Origin of the sequence: Pantoea sp. JV6 (genome assembly GCF_025910055.1) — a bacterium.
Taxonomy (GTDB): Bacteria; Pseudomonadota; Gammaproteobacteria; order Enterobacterales; family Enterobacteriaceae; genus Pantoea; species Pantoea agglomerans.
Genome location: NZ_JAPCIM010000003.1, coordinates 205591 through 223736 on the forward strand (window position 1 = coordinate 205591; position 18146 = coordinate 223736).

At 49.1% G+C, this 18146-nt stretch carries 18 protein-coding genes; 9 read left to right on the forward strand and 9 right to left on the reverse strand.

What is annotated here, in order from left to right:
* From OK412_RS04970 to OK412_RS04980, 4 genes are all read right to left on the reverse strand, one after another.
* Positions 1-603 (reverse strand): site-specific integrase, encoded by a 603-nt coding sequence (locus OK412_RS04970; RefSeq protein WP_264352792.1) that lies wholly within the window; start codon positions 601-603, stop codon positions 1-3.
* Between the two features lie 105 nt (positions 604-708).
* Positions 709-1290: a DUF6886 family protein gene (locus OK412_RS23505; RefSeq protein WP_413629111.1), complete on the reverse strand. Its 582-nt coding sequence runs from the start codon at positions 1288-1290 to the stop codon at positions 709-711.
* 261 nt (positions 1291-1551) lie between these two features.
* A complete protein-coding gene (locus tag OK412_RS04975; RefSeq protein WP_052271228.1) occupies positions 1552-1854 on the reverse strand; it encodes a putative quinol monooxygenase in 303 nt (100 codons plus the stop codon).
* 63 nt (positions 1855-1917) lie between these two features.
* Positions 1918-2934 carry an NADP-dependent oxidoreductase gene (locus OK412_RS04980; protein ID WP_192033964.1) on the reverse strand — a complete coding sequence of 339 codons (1017 nt, stop codon included), beginning with the start codon at positions 2932-2934 and terminating at the stop codon, positions 1918-1920.
* 89 nt (positions 2935-3023) lie between these two features.
* On the opposite strand from OK412_RS04980, the gene OK412_RS04985 reads away from it, so the two are divergent.
* A complete protein-coding gene (locus OK412_RS04985) occupies positions 3024-3935 on the forward strand; it encodes a LysR family transcriptional regulator (protein ID WP_033773768.1) in 912 nt (303 codons plus the stop codon).
* A 180-nt stretch (positions 3936-4115) separates the two neighbouring features.
* Here OK412_RS04985 and OK412_RS04990 read toward each other — a convergent pair whose 3' ends face one another.
* Positions 4116-5456: an MFS transporter gene (locus tag OK412_RS04990; protein ID WP_033760095.1), complete on the reverse strand. Its 1341-nt coding sequence runs from the start codon at positions 5454-5456 to the stop codon at positions 4116-4118.
* A 477-nt stretch (positions 5457-5933) separates the two neighbouring features.
* On the opposite strand from OK412_RS04990, the gene OK412_RS04995 reads away from it, so the two are divergent.
* The gene (locus OK412_RS04995) at positions 5934-6404 is read left to right on the forward strand and encodes a DUF1203 domain-containing protein (protein ID WP_264352793.1); all 471 of its coding nucleotides are present in this window, start codon (positions 5934-5936) and stop codon (positions 6402-6404) included.
* Positions 6405-6557: 153 nt separating this feature from the next.
* Here the strand turns inward: OK412_RS04995 and OK412_RS05000 are convergent, their stop codons facing one another.
* Entirely contained in the window at positions 6558-7433 is an 876-nt protein-coding gene (locus OK412_RS05000; RefSeq protein WP_264352794.1) for a LysR family transcriptional regulator, read from the reverse strand.
* Between the two features lie 100 nt (positions 7434-7533).
* On the opposite strand from OK412_RS05000, the gene OK412_RS05005 reads away from it, so the two are divergent.
* Positions 7534-8508, forward strand: coding sequence for a nitrilase family protein (locus tag OK412_RS05005; protein WP_264352795.1), 975 nt, complete (start codon positions 7534-7536; stop codon positions 8506-8508).
* A gap of 84 nt (positions 8509-8592) precedes the next feature.
* Here the strand turns inward: OK412_RS05005 and OK412_RS05010 are convergent, their stop codons facing one another.
* Together OK412_RS05010 and OK412_RS05015 are read right to left on the reverse strand one after the other, a co-directional pair.
* Entirely contained in the window at positions 8593-10176 is a 1584-nt protein-coding gene (locus OK412_RS05010; RefSeq protein ID WP_264352796.1) for a methyl-accepting chemotaxis protein, read from the reverse strand.
* Between the two features lie 426 nt (positions 10177-10602).
* Positions 10603-11076 (reverse strand): Lrp/AsnC family transcriptional regulator, encoded by a 474-nt coding sequence (locus OK412_RS05015; RefSeq protein WP_010259098.1) that lies wholly within the window; start codon positions 11074-11076, stop codon positions 10603-10605.
* Between the two features lie 472 nt (positions 11077-11548).
* Here OK412_RS05015 and OK412_RS05020 point away from each other — a divergent pair, with 472 nt between their 5' ends.
* Together OK412_RS05020 and OK412_RS05025 are read left to right on the forward strand one after the other, a co-directional pair.
* On the forward strand, positions 11549-12175 hold the full coding sequence (locus tag OK412_RS05020; RefSeq protein WP_060678999.1) for a LysE family translocator: 627 nt from the start codon (positions 11549-11551) through the stop codon (positions 12173-12175).
* Between the two features lie 431 nt (positions 12176-12606).
* Positions 12607-13407, forward strand: coding sequence for an SDR family oxidoreductase (locus tag OK412_RS05025; RefSeq protein ID WP_033760083.1), 801 nt, complete (start codon positions 12607-12609; stop codon positions 13405-13407).
* Positions 13408-13587: 180 nt separating this feature from the next.
* On the opposite strand, the gene OK412_RS05030 is transcribed toward OK412_RS05025, so the two are convergent.
* Complete coding sequence (locus tag OK412_RS05030; RefSeq protein WP_061902267.1) at positions 13588-14136, reverse strand: TetR/AcrR family transcriptional regulator; 549 nt, start codon at positions 14134-14136, stop codon at positions 13588-13590.
* Between the two features lie 127 nt (positions 14137-14263).
* On the opposite strand from OK412_RS05030, the gene OK412_RS05035 reads away from it, so the two are divergent.
* The 4 genes from OK412_RS05035 to OK412_RS05050 all read left to right on the forward strand — a co-directional run bounded on the left by OK412_RS05035 (position 14264) and on the right by OK412_RS05050 (position 18072).
* Entirely contained in the window at positions 14264-15352 is a 1089-nt protein-coding gene (locus tag OK412_RS05035; protein ID WP_264352797.1) for an alkene reductase, read from the forward strand.
* Between the two features lie 75 nt (positions 15353-15427).
* Positions 15428-16210, forward strand: coding sequence for an SDR family NAD(P)-dependent oxidoreductase (locus tag OK412_RS05040; protein ID WP_158132228.1), 783 nt, complete (start codon positions 15428-15430; stop codon positions 16208-16210).
* Between the two features lie 201 nt (positions 16211-16411).
* Complete coding sequence (locus OK412_RS05045; RefSeq protein WP_264352798.1) at positions 16412-17434, forward strand: NADP-dependent oxidoreductase; 1023 nt, start codon at positions 16412-16414, stop codon at positions 17432-17434.
* Between the two features lie 161 nt (positions 17435-17595).
* Positions 17596-18072, forward strand: coding sequence for a glutathione peroxidase (locus tag OK412_RS05050; RefSeq protein WP_033773751.1), 477 nt, complete (start codon positions 17596-17598; stop codon positions 18070-18072).
* Positions 18073-18146 lie beyond the last annotated feature (74 nt).

The following is an 18146-nucleotide window of genomic DNA, read 5'->3' on the forward strand; positions in this document are numbered from 1 at the left end:
CTAGACTTCAATTGACTCCGATATTTCCAGAGCATCATCTACTTCAATGCCAAGGTAACGTACTGTGCTTTCAAGTTTTTTGTGCCCCAAAAGTAACTGGATTACCCGAAGGTTCTTCGTTTTTTTATAGATAAGATATGGCTTGGTTCTGCGCATTGAGTGCGTACTGTAGAGCGTCTCATCAAGACCCAGCTTCCCAATCCATCCATGAAAAATGCGGTTATATTGTCTGGTTGAGATGTGTCTTGAAGAACCAACGCGGGACTGGAAGAGATAGTCGCTATTACTTAGTTGAGCCATTTTGATCCACGCGGCTACAGCCTCTCTGGTTTCCTTAGTCAGTTCAAACTGAACAGGGCTGCCCGTTTTCTGCTGCAGCACTGTCGATCTGCCCGAAACAGAGTGCCCATAGGCTATATCAGAAACTTTTAGCTTAACCAAATCACAGCCCCGAAGTTTACTATCCAGAGCCATGTTAAAAAGAGCCAGATCACGAACTTTTCCTTCCAGCTCAAGACGGATACGAATTCCCCAGATATGAGAGATCTGAAGAGGCCGTTTCTGGCCGATAATGCGGCTTTTGTTCCAGGGGGATGTTGTCATGTTCAATCTCCATTGGGTTAGGAGATGTGATTATGAGTGTCCCGTATGAGCGAGAGGCGGACATCACTGACGTTTGCTCAAAGGCCTAACTTATCAATTATAAATTTATACGATAACCTGGCGGCCCGGTTTCGAATGCGTCCAGCCTGGTTTTCCCCAGTCTTGTGCGTTTCTCAATCTAATGCCGCTAGCATGAAGCGATGTCAGCCATATACTTTTGAGTGGCGTGAGTCTCTCCATTACACGAAGCGTGATATTCCTTGATACAAGTTCAGCATCCAGGTTTGAAATTACCTTCAAGCCAGTTGGGATAACGTTTGTCCGGGATACCCACATACCGACCTCTCCCGTTGGCTCAAAGTGATCTACAGGCAATTCATATCTATAAACTTTTCCATTTTGAAAGCGTGATAGCCATGCATGCTCGATGCAGGCAATGGCAGTAGCATGTAAGTTGTTTCCCATCCATTGTTCAAGGTCCACTCTGTTTGTATCAGGTAGTGGCCAAAATACGATGCGCGGGCACTCCCGAGGGAAAAGATAAAGTAATTCGTGAGCTTCATCAGTAGCCCATATCAGTGACCCATTTAACCACTCTTGTCCAGCAGGCCTGTCGACATGAACCCTTATTGGGCGAGGTTTGAATGTGCTGATATCAGGACTATCGCTGAAATGAAAAAGACGCACTCAAGGCTCCATTCAAAATGTATCCAATATTCCGAATAAATCATTTTGAGTATCTAAAGTGTCATCCATATGAATGTTACTTAGCTTAATTTCCTTGAAGTAGGCCGCAGTGGATCATATGCGAATGTGGATACGTGAGATGTCCGCTACTGGCACAAAGCGGACCATCGTCCAGGCTTATGCCTGCTATGAGCGAAGAGCGATTACTCACAGATCCGGGGCTTGATAATAAAGCACTCTCGATTTTAATAAGATTTTTATTTACCCATCCATAAGCCCTCTCTCGTTACAGGCGTCATATTTGAAGAGTTCCCCCTTCATTTTTCCCTGCCATCGGTTTATAAACTCTACCGTGTCGGTTTTTATAAGATGGGCATTGAGCGCGTCCTGATCCACCCATCGTTCTGATATAAGCAAACTTCCGGTCTGATAGTCCTCCACGGCAGCGTTATATGAAAGGTTTCCATCACGTTGTCGAACGGCATTTGCCAATAAGTTAAGTTCTCCCATAAATTGTTCCAGGACAGAAGGATCAATGTACATATAACCGGAAATGATAAGCATCTTATTTTTCCTTTAACTGACTACTACTCGCCCTCAGAAAATGGCTGATCAGGGATGGGGTAATCAGAAGTTAGTCAGCACAATTTTGCCCTGGATACTTCCTGACGAAGCGCGCTGATGTGCGGCTGATGCCATGGCTAACGGATAGGTGCTGTCAATCACGACGTTGATAATGCCTTTTTCCAGTAAAAGCCCCGCTTCGGATAGCTGCAGACCACTTGAACGCACTTGCGTTGTTGACACAGTAATCCCTTTTTGAGCGGCCTCAGTCTGCCCGGTAAAACTCAAAGGATTCACCAGAAATAGTGCTCCGCCCTGTCTGATGCAGCTTAAAAAGCGCTCTATATGCTTTCCGCCAACAGCATCAATAACCAGATCGACGTTTTTCACTACATTCTCAGCGGCTACTTTGGTGTAGTCGATAAAGTCATCTGCGCCCAGTTCGCGCATAAGCACTTCATGACGGGAAGAAGCGACGGCAATGACTCTCGCACCCTTCCACTTCGCGATCTGAACAGCAATGTGCCCTACGCCACCTCCTGCACCGTTAACCATCACCGTCTGGCCTTCAAGCAGAACCGGTTTATGGTTGAAAGATTGAAACGGATTGGGCGCATCATGGCCGACGTCGACAAGAAATTGCCACGCGGTGAGCAGTGACATCGGGGCACCCGCTGCCTGGATATGGTCTATTCCATGAGGTTTTAACGCCACCTCTGATGCAGGAACGCTTACATAGTCGGCATAAGCTCCACTACCGGCCATTACCCCATCAGGAAAACGCACCATTGAATAGACTTCATCTCCGGTGCTGAATGCGGAAACATTTTCGCCCACGGCTTCGATAACTCCTGAAACATCCGTTCCCAGGATTAAGGGAAAGTGGGGTTCGGGCCGCCACTCAGGCGGAAGCGCCCGATAACCATCACGCAGATACAAGTCTGGTGGGTTCAGACTTGCGGCATGCACGCGCACAAGGACTTCGTCAGCCCCGATAGTTGGGCGGGGTGCATCTTCATACCTGAGATTCTCCGGGCCACCAAACGCATGTAGCTGTACTGCTTTCATCATTTCAGTCATGGCAATTTCACTCCAACACAGATTCAGGTGCCAGAATATGACCAATTGTGATGATTGATAATGGGGCTGGATTTCGCTTTAATATTGCCATGAAGGAACAAATAATCTTTGAAAGACTAACAGGTCTGATTGCATTCGCTCGTGCGGGATCGCTCGGCAGCTTTACCGCTGCCGCTCGCTCGCTGGCAGTTTCCCCTTCCGCGATAAGTAAAAGTATTCAGAGACTGGAGCAGCGTCTTGGCATCACATTGTTCACCCGAACCACCCGTTCGCTGGTGCTGACTGCTGAGGGTCGTGAACTGCACGAGCGCACGCTGCAGTTATTACGCGATGCTGAGGAGCTTGAGCAGGTCGCCATGCGATCGCGAGAGGAGCCAGCGGGAACATTACGCATTGCGGCATCGTTTCCCATTGGTGTTCATGTGATCGCGCCTCTCCTTCCGCAATTCTGTGCACTTCATCCTAAAGTGACAATCGACTTAAAACTGAGTGATCGCGTAATTAGCATTGTTGACGAGAGTATTGATATAGCCATCCGGATCGGCGACCTCGCAGATTCAAATCTTCTGTCGCGTCGTTTGTCGCCATATCAGATAGGTTGTTATGCTTCGCCAGATTATTTGACCCGATGCCCGGAACCCGAACACCCCAATGATCTTATCGGGCATAAAACGGTTAATTTGCGATATCAAAATACGGGGCAGATTTTTCGCTGGCCGTTCCGGGTTGGCGAGCGCGAGATTGAAATTGTGCCATCATCTGCTGTCATCGTCGATGCAAGCGAGGCCGTTATCGCGGCTGTGGCGGCCGGTGCCGGAATAGGCATGGTGTCGAGTTTTATGGCTGCTTCCTGGGTTAAGCGCGGGGAGTTAGTGCCCCTTCTCACTGATTTTTCAGTAGAGCGGCATAATATTTCTGCGGTATGGCATGCGAGCCGGCGTTCAAATCCTGCTGTACGCGCCTTTATTGATCTCATGCTTAACAGTTCTGAAAGCTCTTAAACTGGGTATTGTCAGTAAATCCCCAAAGGTAAGTTCTTTCCGCATCTGACACATAACAGACATCAACAACCAGCAGACTGATTCAGTTAATGACAGGATGTGGAATGTTTATATGGCAGAGATAAAGCCGGAAGAACCCGCCTGCAGAGGCGCTGCTTAGCGTCTGCAGGCTGGATTACTTTATTTACTGACTGACGAAGCGCTATTTTCAACGTCGATGGTTAACACTTTTTTGCGGCCCATGACCAGCACGGCAATGCCCCCGATACCACAGAGGATAGCCAGTGGCACCATAGCCAGCGTATGGCTGCCGGTCGCCTGATTGATAATGCCATAAACGTTGACCATCACCCCACCGCCGATCAGATTCGCCATCGCACCGATAGCCGCCAGACCCGCGGCAGCGGTAGTCGATGACATCCATCCCGATGCCAGCGCCCAGAAAGGTCCTTTCATTGAGTAGGCTCCGATTAATACCAGCGACAGGATCACCACACTGCCGGTCAGACTATTGGTGATAAAGGCTGACAGCAGGCCACCTGCAATTAAGAACAGCGTTAACGCGGTGTGCCAGCGACGCTCGCCGCTGCGGTCAGAACTTCTCCCCCAGATAATCATCAGAATGGAGGCCAGGCCGTAGGGAATCGCATTGACTAAACCGGTGGTGAAGTTATCCAGTCCAAACGATTTAAGCAGTTGCGGAGACCACACGCTCAGCGTTGAGCCCGCCGCAGACGCGCCTGCATAAATCAGCGCCATCACCCAGATATGTTTGTGACGCAGCAACTGCCACAAAGAGATATGACCTATCGCCTTCTTCTTCGCATTTTCGGCTTCGAGAGTGCTGTTCAGCCACGCTTTTTGTTCCTGATTTAACCAGCTGGCATTAGTGGGACGATTGCTCAGTAAAAAGAAGGCTGCAATTCCCAGAATGACCGCCGGAATACCTTCCAGGATAAATAACCAGTGCCAGCCACGCATACCGTACCAGCCATCCAGTGACAAAATCAGACCAGAAATGGGCGATCCAATAAAGTTCGCCGCAGGAATGGCCACCATAAAGGTAGCAATCACGCGTGCACGGTACTTTCCGGGGATCCAGTAAGTCAGATAAAGAATGACGCCAGGGAAAAATCCGGCCTCAGCGGCACCCAGTAAAAAGCGCAATATATAGAGTGTATTGGCACTTTCAACAAAGGCGGTACAGACAGAGATGATACCCCACGACACCATGATGCGAGAGATCCAAATCTTTGCGCCAATTTTCTGCATGGCCAGATTGCTGGGCACTTCAAACAGGAAGTAACCGACAAAAAACAGACTACTCGCAAAACCAAATACCGCTTTCGACAATCCTAAATCTTCGTTCATCTGCAACGAAGCCATCCCAATGTTGCCGCGATCAATAATGGCAATCAGATAACAAACAATCAGGAAGGGCAAAATGCGCCAGACCACCTTCTTAACGGTCTGCTGCTCAATATCGGCAGAGAAAGTCGGGATGTGCTGTTTTTCAGACATGATGATCCTCACAATTTTGTCATCGCTTTAGGTGCAATCCGCAAAGCGCTTTGTTTTACTCTGTAAAACTGTAATGTACTGAGTAAAACCATTATCACGATAAAAATTCTTTCCCGCCGGAAGATGTAATGAGGTTGTGTTATTTGTCACAAAAAAGTATTCATCAACCTTAGTTTATGTGACGAGTATGTCGTTAACGGGTGGAGTTCAGCGATCTTTTTAATGAAGTGACGACAGGAGAACGGTAAAGAGTGAGAGGGAACAGAGTAATTTGAGTGCAGCGGTCGGGTTGCGAGGCCTTAGCGCTTGTGTGAAGGTATCAGCCAGCGTCTGAGAAGTTTGCAGCTGATGAAGCACTCGCCTGCCACTGTCGGACGGTCACATCATAAAATTCCCTGACCGATAACGGCGAGTTTCTCCTCACAGTATTCGATAACGTCATTATTCGCGGTGTTACGATGAAAAGAGAGGGATGCTATGAAATATATAATTTCTGGCCTGAACGCCGGGCAATTTGCTCATCTTTTTGGACAGAGCGATGAATATCTGAAAAAACACCATGCAGTACGACAAACGGTAGAGTGCTATCCGGGTTATCCCGACAGAATCTCATTGTGCGAAATCCCCGCTGGAGAAAGCGCCCTCCTGATTAATCACATCTATCAGCCTGCCGACACGCCCTATTTTGGTACTCATGCAATCTACATATGGGAGGGATGCACCCGGCAAGGCATTTACATCAATGAATTACCTGAAGTCCTGCTAAGCAGAATGCTGTCATTAAGGGCCTATGACGGAAAGCATTTTTTAAAAGAAGCGGATATAGCTGAGGGGAAAGTTGCTGAAGATCTCATCGGCCATTTTTTTGCCGACCCGCAGATTAGTTATATCCAGATACATAATGCGAAACGGGGATGCTATTCCTGCTGTGCAGAACGTTTTGAATGACGGTTTGTATTGAGAAGCCCTATCCGCAACAGGAAATTATTCGTCTCCAGGGTCGCTTTCGTATCATGACCCTGTTCTGAAGAGGGTACTAAGAATTATGTCAGTAATCCTGCCCTATCCAATATGGCAAAAGGAGTGCCTGTTTCTGGAGGGTCAGACGTCATGAAGCGCGATGCCCTTTTTAATACTGGCAATAAAATTATCACGGATTATATCCTCGTGGTTCGCGTTCCAGGCAATGCCAACTTTCCAGCTTATTGACTCATCTGTTAACGGAATAATAACCAGCTCCGGCGGTGCAATATGCATAACACTGTATGGCACAAGGGCAACACCCGTGCCCGCGATGACCAGCGCGACAATAGTTTGTATATCATCACTCAATTGAGTGGATGATATGAAAAGCGCGTTGTCATGAAGAAAGCGATCAATTTGCGCATTTAAACCCCGTCCTCGCCCGGCATGAAGTCGCAACAGAGGGCGTTTCTTCAGCCAGTCATCAGCAGGCAATGACGGTGAACTTGCAGGCGCAATCAAAACCAACCGATCAGTAAACAATGGCAGGTAATCCAGCGCTACAGGAGGCGGAACTCTGACAAAACCGATCTGGAGCTCATCATTTTGCAAAAGTTCGTACTGCTGGAAGGAAGGAAGATCCGTCAATGACATCTCTATCCCCGGACACTCCCGACGAAATTCTGCCATACAGCGTGGTGCAAGATAAAAACTTAAGAGACCGAACCCCACGGCTATATGCCCTTCAATCCCTTTTGAAACCCGCTCTGCATGATGCATAAATAATCGGGTTTGCCTGACCACTTTTTCAGCCTCTGGCAGCAGACGCCTGCCACCGCCCGTGAGTGTGGCTCCATGACGCCCCCGCGTAAACAGTGACGTTTCCACCAGGGACTCAAGGAGATTAATCTGCTTGGTCAATGCAGGTTGCGAAATAAACAACGCCCGTGCCGCGTCGGCATAATTTCTTTTTTCAGCCAGCATCAAAAAGGCCTTAAGCAAGCGGATGTTCATTTTTACATTCCAAAAGGTTATCGAAACCGGAAATGTTTTGATTATACAGTTATCAGCAATGGTTATGTAATTCAGTTTCGATTACTACCGGAGAAGTACCATGAGCAAACATACATCCTTAAAAGCTGCCACCGTGCAATTTCAGCATCAGGCAAATAACAAAAATTATAATCTGCTGATAATGGAGAAATTTATTGAACAGGCAGCGATTGAGCAGGTGAAAATCCTCGCATTCCCGGAAATGTGTATTACCGGCTACTGGCATGTACCCAAACTCACCTCGGCTGAGGTAACTGCTCTCGCCGAGCCGAACGAGGGGAGTCCTTCCCTTACGTTGATTCGTTCCCTGGCGATGAAACATCAAATGCTTATTGGTGTCGGGCTTATCGAAAGAGCCGATGATGGCCGCCTCTACAATGCATATGTTGCCTGTATGCCGGACGGCTCAATGCACACTCATCGCAAACTCCACGCTTTTGAACATCCGTCAATCAGCAGCGGTGACCGCTTTACCGTTTTTGAAACGCCCTGGGGAGTAAAAGTAGGTATCCTCATTTGCTGGGACAATAATCTGGTAGAAAATGTGCGTGCAACGGCATTGCTGGGTGCAGATATTCTTCTCGCGCCACATCAGACAGGCGGTACCGATTCCCGCAGTCCTTATGCGATGAAACCCATTCCGCTGACGCTCTGGGCGGAACGGGAAACGCGAAGGGAAGAAATTACTGCTGCATTCAAAGGGGCAAATGGTCGGGAATGGCTGATGAGATGGCTGCCCGCTCGTGCGCATGACAACGGATTATTTATTCTCTTCAGTAACGGCGTAGGTGCAGATGATGATGAGGTGCGCACAGGTAATGCAATGATCCTGGATCCTTATGGAAGAATCATTGATGAAACCTGGGCAGCGGAAGATTTTATGGTGAGCGCTGACCTTGATTTGAGTCTGCTTGCAATGAGTACCGGACGTCGCTGGATCCATGGTCGCCGTCCTGATTTATACCATATTCTGACACAACCGCAGGGCTACGAACGTGATGCGATTAGCGCCCGATTTTCTGATGAGACGCCTTAAATAGGCTCGGCGACTGAAATCATCCAGTCGCAAGAAAGATTGTCAGGGCGCGGCATCGTGAAAACCCCGCCCTGACATTAAAGCTTAAACCAGCGCACTATTAATTTTAAAGACACTGACACTGGCAAGCAGCATTTCGGCCTGAGCCTGTAAGGCCTGCGCTGCGGCTGTGGATTGCTGAGAAAGCGCGGCATTTTGCTGAGTGGCCGCGTCCATATGGGTAACCGCCAGATTAACCTGATCGATACCAACACTCTGCTCATTACTGGCCGATGATACGTTTTCAATCAACTCGCTGACCTGATGAATACGTAAAATAATTTCCTCCATCGTTGTCCCCGCGTGTTGAACCAGTTCATTGCCCTGGCCGATTGAACTCACAGAACGTTCGATCAGGATACGCACATCCTTTGCCGCTTTTGCAGAGCGCTGTGCCAGAGCACGTACTTCGGCCGCAACCACCGCAAACCCTCGACCTTCGGTGCCCGCACGCGCCGCTTCGACCGCAGCATTCAGTGCCAGAATATTTGTCTGAAAAGCGATACCGTCAATCACCGTAATGATCTGGTTAATCTCGTTCGAGAACTGCTGGATCTCACTCATGGTGTGTACCACTTTTTCCACCACATTGCCGCCCTGACCCGCAATGGAGCGGGCATCCTGGGCAATATTGCTGGCATGATATGCGTTCTGCGCGTTGTTTTTCACCACTGAAGTGAGTTCCTCCATGGAGGCAGCGGTTTCTTCAAGTGCGCCAGCCTGCGCCTCGTTACGTGAGGAAAGTTCCTGGCTGCCCTGCGCGATTTGAATTGACGCAGAGGCGATGTTTTCTGTACCTGTACGTACACCAGAGACGATTGAAGTCAGGCTGCTATTCATTTCACGCAACGCTGTCATTAACTCTGCGGTTTCGTCACGTCCGTTTGGACGAATAACAGTCTGCAGATCACCTGAAGCCACGGTGCGCGCAATATTGACTGCTTCGCGTAATGGATGGGTAATGCTGCGAATTAACCAGACAGTTATCACTATGCCGGAAAGTAAAATACCGGCAATGGCGATCCATAAGGTCATACGGGTTTCACGGTACTGAGCAAGGTTTTGCGCTGTCAGTTGCTGATTGAGTTTTTGAGCATGTGCCAGCGTATGATGAACGACATCATCAATCATTTTGGTCGGCTCACGATCGATGCCATTGACCTGGCTATCAACCAGCTGAGCGCTGGCGAGGTTATGCGTGTCGTAGTTTTGCAACGCAGTGAGGTATTTTTGTCTGAGCTGGGCGTGTAGCTCAATCGTCTGTTTCACCTGCGCCGTATCCATCCCAAGCTCGGGTTGCAGTATAAGAAGTTGATGGAGCAGTGCCTGAGTTTTGTCACTTTGCGTCAGAAAGGCCGTTTTGTATTTGTCAAAAACACTCTGGCCTTGTGAGCCGCGTAAGAGGGCATTTTTCCACTCCTGTACCTGAATTTTAAACTGAACCTGTGCATTACGTGCAGTATCGATGCTCTCTGCGACACGTGTTTCGCTTGCCATGATGTCAATATTTTTTTGCAGAGCCTGCGCATTCAGGGTTATGCCCCTCAAACCGACAATCATTGTCGCCAGCAGCAGGATTGCTGCCATCACACTGAGTCTTTGCCCTATCGTAAAATGATTAAGTTTCATATTTTTTCCGTGGTGAAAACAATAATGCACCGGCAAATCCCGGTACAACGGTTATCGTCACGGTAAAGCATGGACTTTATGGCTGGAGGAAGATTGATGGCATAATTTCATGTAAATAAGCGTCTCTTTTAAGCTGACAGAGTCTGAAGATAAGCTATGAATTAAAGTTTAAGCCGCTGGCTGCTCCGGTTTGAAAGGCACTATTGGTCGTGATCAACAATCAAGTCATCACAAATACTCGTGTTGTTAAAGCAGAGAAAATGTGGGAAGTCAGCAAGCTTGCTAACGCTATGCCGCTATTAACTTGTGTAAGATCATGCCGGATAACAGTTTTGTGCGATGAATAACGCAGGTAGCGTGCCTGATCATTAAATCCGCTCTATGCGGAATTGATAATCAGTCACTGGGCATCCCGTCAGCAATAGACTACTCAGAGATTTTCTTAATAGGATAACTAACGAGTGGTTTGATCTCTTTAAGCACAAACATACTCTGCATTTCTTTAATTCCTGGCAATCTGCGTACCACTGACATTGCAAAATCAGCATAGGAGTCCAGATCTGAAGCCACAACCTGTAGCAGAAAGTCAGCATCCCCACCGATGCTATAACAGGCAACCACATCCTCCAGGGCAGTCACTTCCTCTTCAAATTTTCTGGCCTCCGCTTCGCTATGGCTGTCAATGACGACCCGAATGAAAACCATTACTCCCAGCCCAATTTTCTTGCGGTCAAGAACAGCACGATAGCCCTGAATCACTTTATCTTCCTCGAGCTTACGAACTTTGCGCCAGCAGGGAGATGCTGAAATGTTTATCTTCTCCGCCAGCACCTGGTTAGTTACCCGGGCATCGTCCTGTAAAATTTCGAGAATTTTCATATCTGTCGAACTGAGCGTCATAAGGGGAAATTCCTTTCTTTATGGAGGCGTTTTAGGGTTACTTTTACCTAAAAACAGGCGTTAAGTAAATAATATAGGTAACAATTTTCCGCTTTCCTGCTGCATAATATCTTTACTTTTCCAGCCTGTTATTACAAACAATATAAGGAAAAACTGAACCCTGATTTAATGCATATGGTTCAATTTAATTTAAAGAATGCAGGGAGCCGATCATCTCTTGAAGAGAGGATCGGATAGAGCACTGCGCGCACATGAAAATTAAACTTGTCATCTGCGTAGTTAAATTAATGCAGCAATATCCGCTTTGGAATAATCGAACCTCCACTTTCAACGTTAAACCAACTGATAAAAAGGATGCATATCTTTAACCCTTAATTAAGCTTTTTATATGACAACCATCGCTCAGAACCAGGCATTTTTGAACAACTAACTCTGTTCCCTTTTACCGAAGTGCATTTCAACAGGAATAACTATGTCAGGAACTACTGAAATACTATCTTATATTGCTGCACTCGGTTTAGCTGCTGCAATTCCGGGTCCGGGGATGACTGCATTAGTCGCTCGCAGCGTGAGTGGGGGCGCAATAACAGGCTTTACGATGCTGGCCGGTCTCATTCTCGGAGATTTGATTTATTTATCTGTGGCGGTATTTGGTCTGGCGGTGATCGCTCATACCTTTACCTCTCTCTTTACGCTGATTAACTGGGCTGCCTCACTCTTTTTATGCCTGCTGGCATGGCAGTTCTGGTGCCACCAGCCTCAGGCAATAAATATCGATCAAAAAGCGACAAAACGAGAACTGGCATCAGCCTGGTTTTCAGGACTGACCATAACGCTGGGCAACCCTAAAACCATCGCTTTCTATCTGGCTATACTGCCTCTGGTTATCTCTCTCGATAATGTATCTTTTCAGATGTGGGGAGGACTGCTGGTTCCGCTTACCGTGTTAGTCCTTTTGAGTGTGGGAGCCGTTTTTATTTTTGCAGCCCTCAGAATACGCCATCTCCTGACCAGCGCTAAAGCGCAACGACTCCTTTTCCGTTCAGCCGGTACCATCATGATGCTGGCCGCGGCTGGAATGGTGGTAAAGACTCTTTAGCGTTCATTACCGCCTCCTCTGCCTCAGGAAAAGGGGGCCGGTCTCGTGGTCTTGATAGAAAATGATCAAGCTCTGGCCTGTTTATCAGGCAATAAGCAATAAATAGTAAAAGTGATTCCAGCCAGAAAAGCCTGAGCGCCAAAAGCAGCTATCTTCTGATAGCTGCTTTTTTGCCTTTCAGGTCTCCCATTTTTACTGCTTATGTTTCTGCTTCAACGTTTCCTGACTATCCACCCAGGGCGCATTAGCGGCTAACCCTGTACTTCACATCTATAATTCAGTCACTCTGGCCCATGTACTCGATCCGGCTAGCCGATTAATCAGCGTGGGGATGGCTGGACGTCGTTGTATCAGCGATACATCAATATTCACTCCCGGATGATACCGGCCGGGTTTAAGACGCTCATAATTTACAGAAATAAGGATGCCTCATGATCTTTTCTCTCAAAAATCAGGTTGCGCTGGTTACCGGTGCCAGCTCGGGTCTCGGCTATGCCTGCGCAGAAGCACTCGCTAAAGAAGGGGCCTGTGTAGTGATTAACTACCATAGCCAGGCGGAACCGGCCGAGGAGCTGGCTGAGAAAATCCGCGCCGATGGAGGCCGTGCAATTGCTGTCAAAGGAGACGTGTCTAAAGAGGCGGATGTAGAGAATCTTTTTGACCAGACGATCAGGGAATTTGGCAGGCTGGATATCCTGGTGGCGAACTCAGGACTGCAGAAAGATGCCCCGTCCATTGAGATGACGCTAGAGGACTGGAATACCGTTCTGGACGTGAACCTGACTGGCCAGTTCCTCTGCGCGCGCGCTGCGCTGCGGCAGTTCAAGCGGCAGGAGCATCGCCAGGACATCAGCAAAGCTGTCGGTAAGATTATTCATATGAGTTCGGTTCACCAGCTCATTCCCTGGGCCGGACACGTCAACTATGCCGCATCAAAAGGCGGCGTTGACTTGCTGATGAAAACGCTGGCTCAGGAAGTGGGTGAAGAACGTATTCGTGTCAATGCAGTGGCACCCGGCGCTATCGCTACCGCCATCAACGAGGAAAGCACCCAGGGTGAAGCGGGCAAAGCGCTGTTAAAGCTCATCCCTTACGGGCGTATCGGTGCGGCTGAAGATGTGGCGAATGCCGTCGTCTGGCTTGCCAGTGATCTCTCTGATTACGTTCATGGCACCACGCTTTTTATCGATGGTGGAATGAGCCTTTATCCCGGATTCCGCGACAACGGCTGAGTGATGCGTCACTGTCCCAGGTGGATGGCCGACTGATCGATAGCCCGTTGATGGGAATGGTATCCGGAACGGGAAGTCCGGATTACGCTTTCCCGCCGTTCATAATAAAACGCCAGCGGGCTGGTGCGTTCAGTCCATGCCGCAACGGCTTCAGTAAGGTTGAACGGGAAGAGCATGGATTCAATCTTTACAGGCATCCGGGCTGATCAGACGCGTACGGCAGACCTCCAGAATTTCATCAGCAAGCCCGGAATTATCCGGGCAGGCACGCGAAAGCATCAGGGCACCCACAAGATGCGCGAGCGTATTGATCAGATCCGCACGCGTGACCTGTTCCGTTTCTAAAACGGCAAGCTGTCGTTCAATTCCGGCCGCAAAGGTCTCGCGGATGGATTCAGACTGGCGCGCTGCATCGGTGCCCAAAGCCGACATGACACACCCCTTTGCCATATCATCGCGATGCTGCCGGGAAAGGTAATATTCAACGAACTTTTCCCGACTCACACCCTGAGTTTTTTCCGCCGATTGCGCGAAGCCGCAGCTCATCGCTTCGGCTAACAAATCGGCTTTCGACCCAAAGTGCTTATAGAACCCGCCATGCGTTAACCCTGCGGCTGACATCAGTTCAGCGACGCCTACCCCATCGTAACCCCGCTCACGAAAAAGTTCTGACGCCGTTTCAACGATTCGGTTCCTGTTTTCACGAACCTGCTCTTTTGACACTTTCATCTTTTCCTCCTGAAACTGAGCTTAAGTATACATTGATGATGATCATAATCAAACCAGTTGACTTTAATGATTACGATCATCATCATTAAATCAGTTTACTGACCCGCTAATCCGCAAAGGAATAACCATGACGAATCAATCCTTATTTCAGCCCTATGAACTGGGATCTGTCACGCTTGCGAATCGCATCGTGATGGCCCCGCTGACACGTAACCGGGCAGGCGCAGGCCTGGTGCCAGGTGAACTGGCAGCGACTTACTACGCTCAGCGTGCCACAGCAGGGTTACTGATTACCGAAGCTACGCAGATTTCAGCAGAGGCGCAGGGCTATCAGGATACGCCGGGGATCTACACGCAGGCCCAGATTGAGGGCTGGCGTAAAGTCACAGACGCGGTACATGACAAAGGCGGACGGATATTTGTGCAGTTGTGGCACACAGGTCGAATTTCACATGTCGATTTACAGCCAGAAGGTGCCGCACCAGGCGCGCCGTCAGCTATCCGTGCTGAAACCAAAACCTTCGTGAACAACCATTTTGTTGATGTTTCAGAACCCAGATCGCTTGAGCTGAAGGAAATAAAAGGCATTGTTGCCGATTTCAGAAAGGCATCAGCCAATGCCATTACCGCAGGTTTTGATGGCGTAGAGATACACGGTGCGAATGGCTATCTGCTTGAGCAGTTCCTGAAAGATGGTGCCAATCAGCGCACAGATGAATATGGCGGTTCAGTTGAGAATCGTGCGCGTCTGCTACAAGAGGTCGTGGAGGCCGTGAAAGATGAGATCGGCGCAGCGCGGACGGGCGTTCGCATCTCACCGGTCTCACCTGCTAATGCGATTTCATGCAGCGATCCGCAGCCACAATATGACTACCTGGCAGAGCAACTTGATGCTTCAGGTATCGTTTATCTGCATGTTGTTGAAGGCGCGACGGGAGGTCCCCGTGATGCCTCACCGTTTGATTACGCTTCGCTGCGTCGCCGCTTTAAAAACACCTACATCGGTAACAATGGCTATGACCTGGCGCTGGCGTCTGACCATCTTGCACAGGACAAAGCCGATTTGTTCGCGTTCGGTCGCCCCTTCATTTCTAACCCCGATTTCGTCGAAAGACTTAAGTCGGGAGCACCTCTGGCTCCGCTTAATCCTGAAACACTGTATGGCGGAGGTGCGGAGGGCTACACCGACTATCCATCGCTTAGCGGTAACAGTTAATCACTCTTCAGGTATCACGGTTAACCCTATATCGCTAACGGCGATTTTTATCAAACAAATTAAGAAGATAAAACTATGACTCGTACTTCAGTCCTCATTACAGGCGCATCAACGGGTATTGGTGCTGTTTACGCTGAGCGCTTTGCACGTCGTGGACATGACCTGGTTCTGGTTGCTCGCGACAAATTGAAATTAGAGGCGCTTGCTGAACGCCTGCGACAGGAAAATCATATTTCCGTCGATGTGCTGCCTGCCGACCTCACGCTGGCGAGTGATTTAGCTGCTGTTGAAGCACGCCTCCGGGAAGACACGCGGATAGGTATTCTTATCAATAACGCAGGTATCGCTCAGTCCGGCACGTTTACCGAGCAGACGCCTGATTCTATTGAACGCCTTATCGCGCTTAACGTCACTGCCCTGACAAGACTGGCCACTGCTGCTGCAGGCCGGTTCGCAGAAGCCGGAGAAGGTTCGATCGTCAATATCAGTTCCGTAGTGGGTCTCGCCCCGGAATTTGCAATGACGGTTTACGGTGCAACAAAAGCCTTTGTTCTTTTCCTCTCTCAGGGAATGAACGTTGAGCTCTCTTCAAAAGGCATTTATATCCAGGCGGTGCTCCCTGCAGGTACGTACACCGAAATCTGGGATCGTGCCGGTATCGACATCAGTAACGCTTCAAAAATGATGGAAGTGGGTGAACTGGTTGACGCCGCTCTGGCGGGTTTTGACCGCCGCGAGCACGTGACGATTCCGCCATTACACAAAGCTGAGCGCTGGGATGTTCTTGATGCCTCCCGTCAGGGTCTGCTCTCGGACATCCGACAGGAAGAGGCCGCAGAGCGATACAAAACCCTTTAGCTAAGCCCTGCTCAGCAGAACCTTTTACAGGGTTCTGCTGAACGGTAAATCGACCATGAATCTCTTAATGGTGGCATGAGCATATTAACCGGCAAAACCTTATTCCATTATTTATTACGTTGCTCGCGGAGCCGTTTTTTTGCTCAGCAACAGAGGCACCTGAAAGTACGTCAGTGCTAAACATCAGAGGATAAACACCAAATGAAAACCAGGACGATGCGAGCCTTTACTTTTAAACGCTACGGGAAATCACCTGAGCTGGGATTTGAAAATGTAGATTACCCTTCCCCCGCTGCCGATGAAATCCTGGTAAAAGTCTATGCCGTTGGTCTGAATCCCATTGATAACATGATCCCCGGCGGAATTTTCAAACCGATTCTGCATTTTAAACTTCCGGCGACGCTGGGCAGTGATTTGTCAGGCGTGGTGATTGCAACAGGAAGTCGGGTGACACGTTTCAAGCCGGGCGATGAAGTCTTCGCCAGCATTTTCGACAGGGGAACAGGTTCACTCGCCGATTTTGCATGCGTTCCTGAACGTCTCGCGGCTTTTAAGCCTGAAAATCTGGATTTCATTGAGGCTGCTTCACTGCCGATGGTTAGCCTCACCGCATGGCAGGCGTTTACAGAGAGAGCACATCTGCGGCCAGGCCAAAAAGTGTTTATTCCGGCAGGTTCGGGAGGGATTGGCACTATTGCGATTCAGCTGGCAAAGCATCTTGGTGCCCGGGTAGCGACGACGACCAGTTCAGCCAACGTAGAGTGGGTGAGTCGGCTGGGCGCAGAAGAAGTGGTCGACTATAAAAAGCAGGAATTTGAAACCGTGCTGAGTGGCTACGATCTCGTACTCGGCACGCTGCGGGGGGATTCCATTGAAAAATCCATGCAGATTCTTAAACCTGGTGGAAAGATTGTTTCTCTGGTCGGTCCATTAGACGTTAATTTCGCGCGAGCCCGGCAACTGAATATCATCCTGCGGTTGATTTTTGCCCTGATGAGTCGCAAAATTATGCGCCTTTCAAAAAAGCGCGGTCTGGATTATTCATTTCTCTTTGTTCGTCCTGATGGCGATCAACTCACCCAAATCGGCAAACTTATAGAAGCAGGACATATCAAACCGGTAATCGACAGGGTGTTCCCATTTGCAGAAACTCAGGATGCGCTTGACTGGCTTCAACGCGGACATGCAAAGGGTAAAGTCGTGGTTAAAATTCATCAGGAATAACAACCAAATCTGACGTGGGAAATAGTCATTAACTCAGGTGGTAGCACCTGAAGCCAGGATGCGTGACCTGCTAACTAAGCATCTGCTTCCCAGACCCCGCTCTCGTTATGCACTCTGTGGTAATGTTAACGCCATACGGTTTTTGCTCTGAGGATTGCGACATGTCTCCCTTTTATCAACTCACTGCCACCAGTCTGAATGGCCAGCTTATCCCGATGGCCGACTACGCTGACAAGGTGGTTCTGGTGGTTAATACCGCCAGCCATTGTGGATTCACGCCACAATACGCAGGTCTTGAATCGCTCTATAAAAAGTACGCCGCGCAGGGCCTGGTGGTGCTGGGTTTTCCCTGCAACCAGTTCGGAAAGCAGGAACCCGGCGGTGCCGAAGAAATCGCGCAGACATGCCACATCAACTATGGTGTGAGTTTTCCGATGTTCGGGAAAGTTGAGGTCAATGGCACCTCAACGCACCCGATTTTCCGTTACCTGAAAGATGAATTACCCGGCGTGCTGGGTGGTCGTATTAAGTGGAACTTCACTAAGTTCCTGATCGGGCGCGACGGCAAACCGATCAAACGCTTTGCCCCGACCACCACCCCGGAGAAAATGGAATCCGCCATTCTTGCTGCTCTTTAAGTGAGGTGTTTTACCATCTCACTGTCAATGACGGGATTACCAGTAAACTGTTTCTTTCCGCTCCACCTGGCAGC

Bases quoted from the DNA above. Each gene is read 5' to 3' on its own strand.
- OK412_RS04995 (WP_264352793.1), top strand. From the start codon at position 5,934: ATGAAATATATAATTTCTGGCCTGAACGCCGGGCAATTTGCTCATCTT.
- OK412_RS05025 (WP_033760083.1), top strand. From the start codon at position 12,607: ATGATCTTTTCTCTCAAAAATCAGGTTGCGCTGGTTACCGGTGCCAGC.
- OK412_RS05035 (WP_264352797.1), top strand. From the start codon at position 14,264: ATGACGAATCAATCCTTATTTCAGCCCTATGAACTGGGATCTGTCACG.
- OK412_RS04980 (WP_192033964.1), bottom strand. From the start codon at position 2,934: ATGACTGAAATGATGAAAGCAGTACAGCTACATGCGTTTGGTGGCCCG.
- OK412_RS05000 (WP_264352794.1), bottom strand. From the start codon at position 7,433: ATGAACATCCGCTTGCTTAAGGCCTTTTTGATGCTGGCTGAAAAAAGA.
- OK412_RS04970 (WP_264352792.1), bottom strand. From the start codon at position 603: ATGACAACATCCCCCTGGAACAAAAGCCGCATTATCGGCCAGAAACGG.
- OK412_RS05040 (WP_158132228.1), top strand. From the start codon at position 15,428: ATGACTCGTACTTCAGTCCTCATTACAGGCGCATCAACGGGTATTGGT.
- OK412_RS04975 (WP_052271228.1), bottom strand. From the start codon at position 1,854: ATGCTTATCATTTCCGGTTATATGTACATTGATCCTTCTGTCCTGGAA.
- OK412_RS05020 (WP_060678999.1), top strand. From the start codon at position 11,549: ATGTCAGGAACTACTGAAATACTATCTTATATTGCTGCACTCGGTTTA.
- OK412_RS04990 (WP_033760095.1), bottom strand. From the start codon at position 5,456: ATGTCTGAAAAACAGCACATCCCGACTTTCTCTGCCGATATTGAGCAG.
- OK412_RS05050 (WP_033773751.1), top strand. From the start codon at position 17,596: ATGTCTCCCTTTTATCAACTCACTGCCACCAGTCTGAATGGCCAGCTT.
- OK412_RS05005 (WP_264352795.1), top strand. From the start codon at position 7,534: ATGAGCAAACATACATCCTTAAAAGCTGCCACCGTGCAATTTCAGCAT.
- OK412_RS05030 (WP_061902267.1), bottom strand. From the start codon at position 14,136: ATGAAAGTGTCAAAAGAGCAGGTTCGTGAAAACAGGAACCGAATCGTT.
- OK412_RS05010 (WP_264352796.1), bottom strand. From the start codon at position 10,176: ATGAAACTTAATCATTTTACGATAGGGCAAAGACTCAGTGTGATGGCA.
- OK412_RS04985 (WP_033773768.1), top strand. From the start codon at position 3,024: ATGAAGGAACAAATAATCTTTGAAAGACTAACAGGTCTGATTGCATTC.
- OK412_RS05015 (WP_010259098.1), bottom strand. From the start codon at position 11,076: ATGACGCTCAGTTCGACAGATATGAAAATTCTCGAAATTTTACAGGAC.
- OK412_RS05045 (WP_264352798.1), top strand. From the start codon at position 16,412: ATGAAAACCAGGACGATGCGAGCCTTTACTTTTAAACGCTACGGGAAA.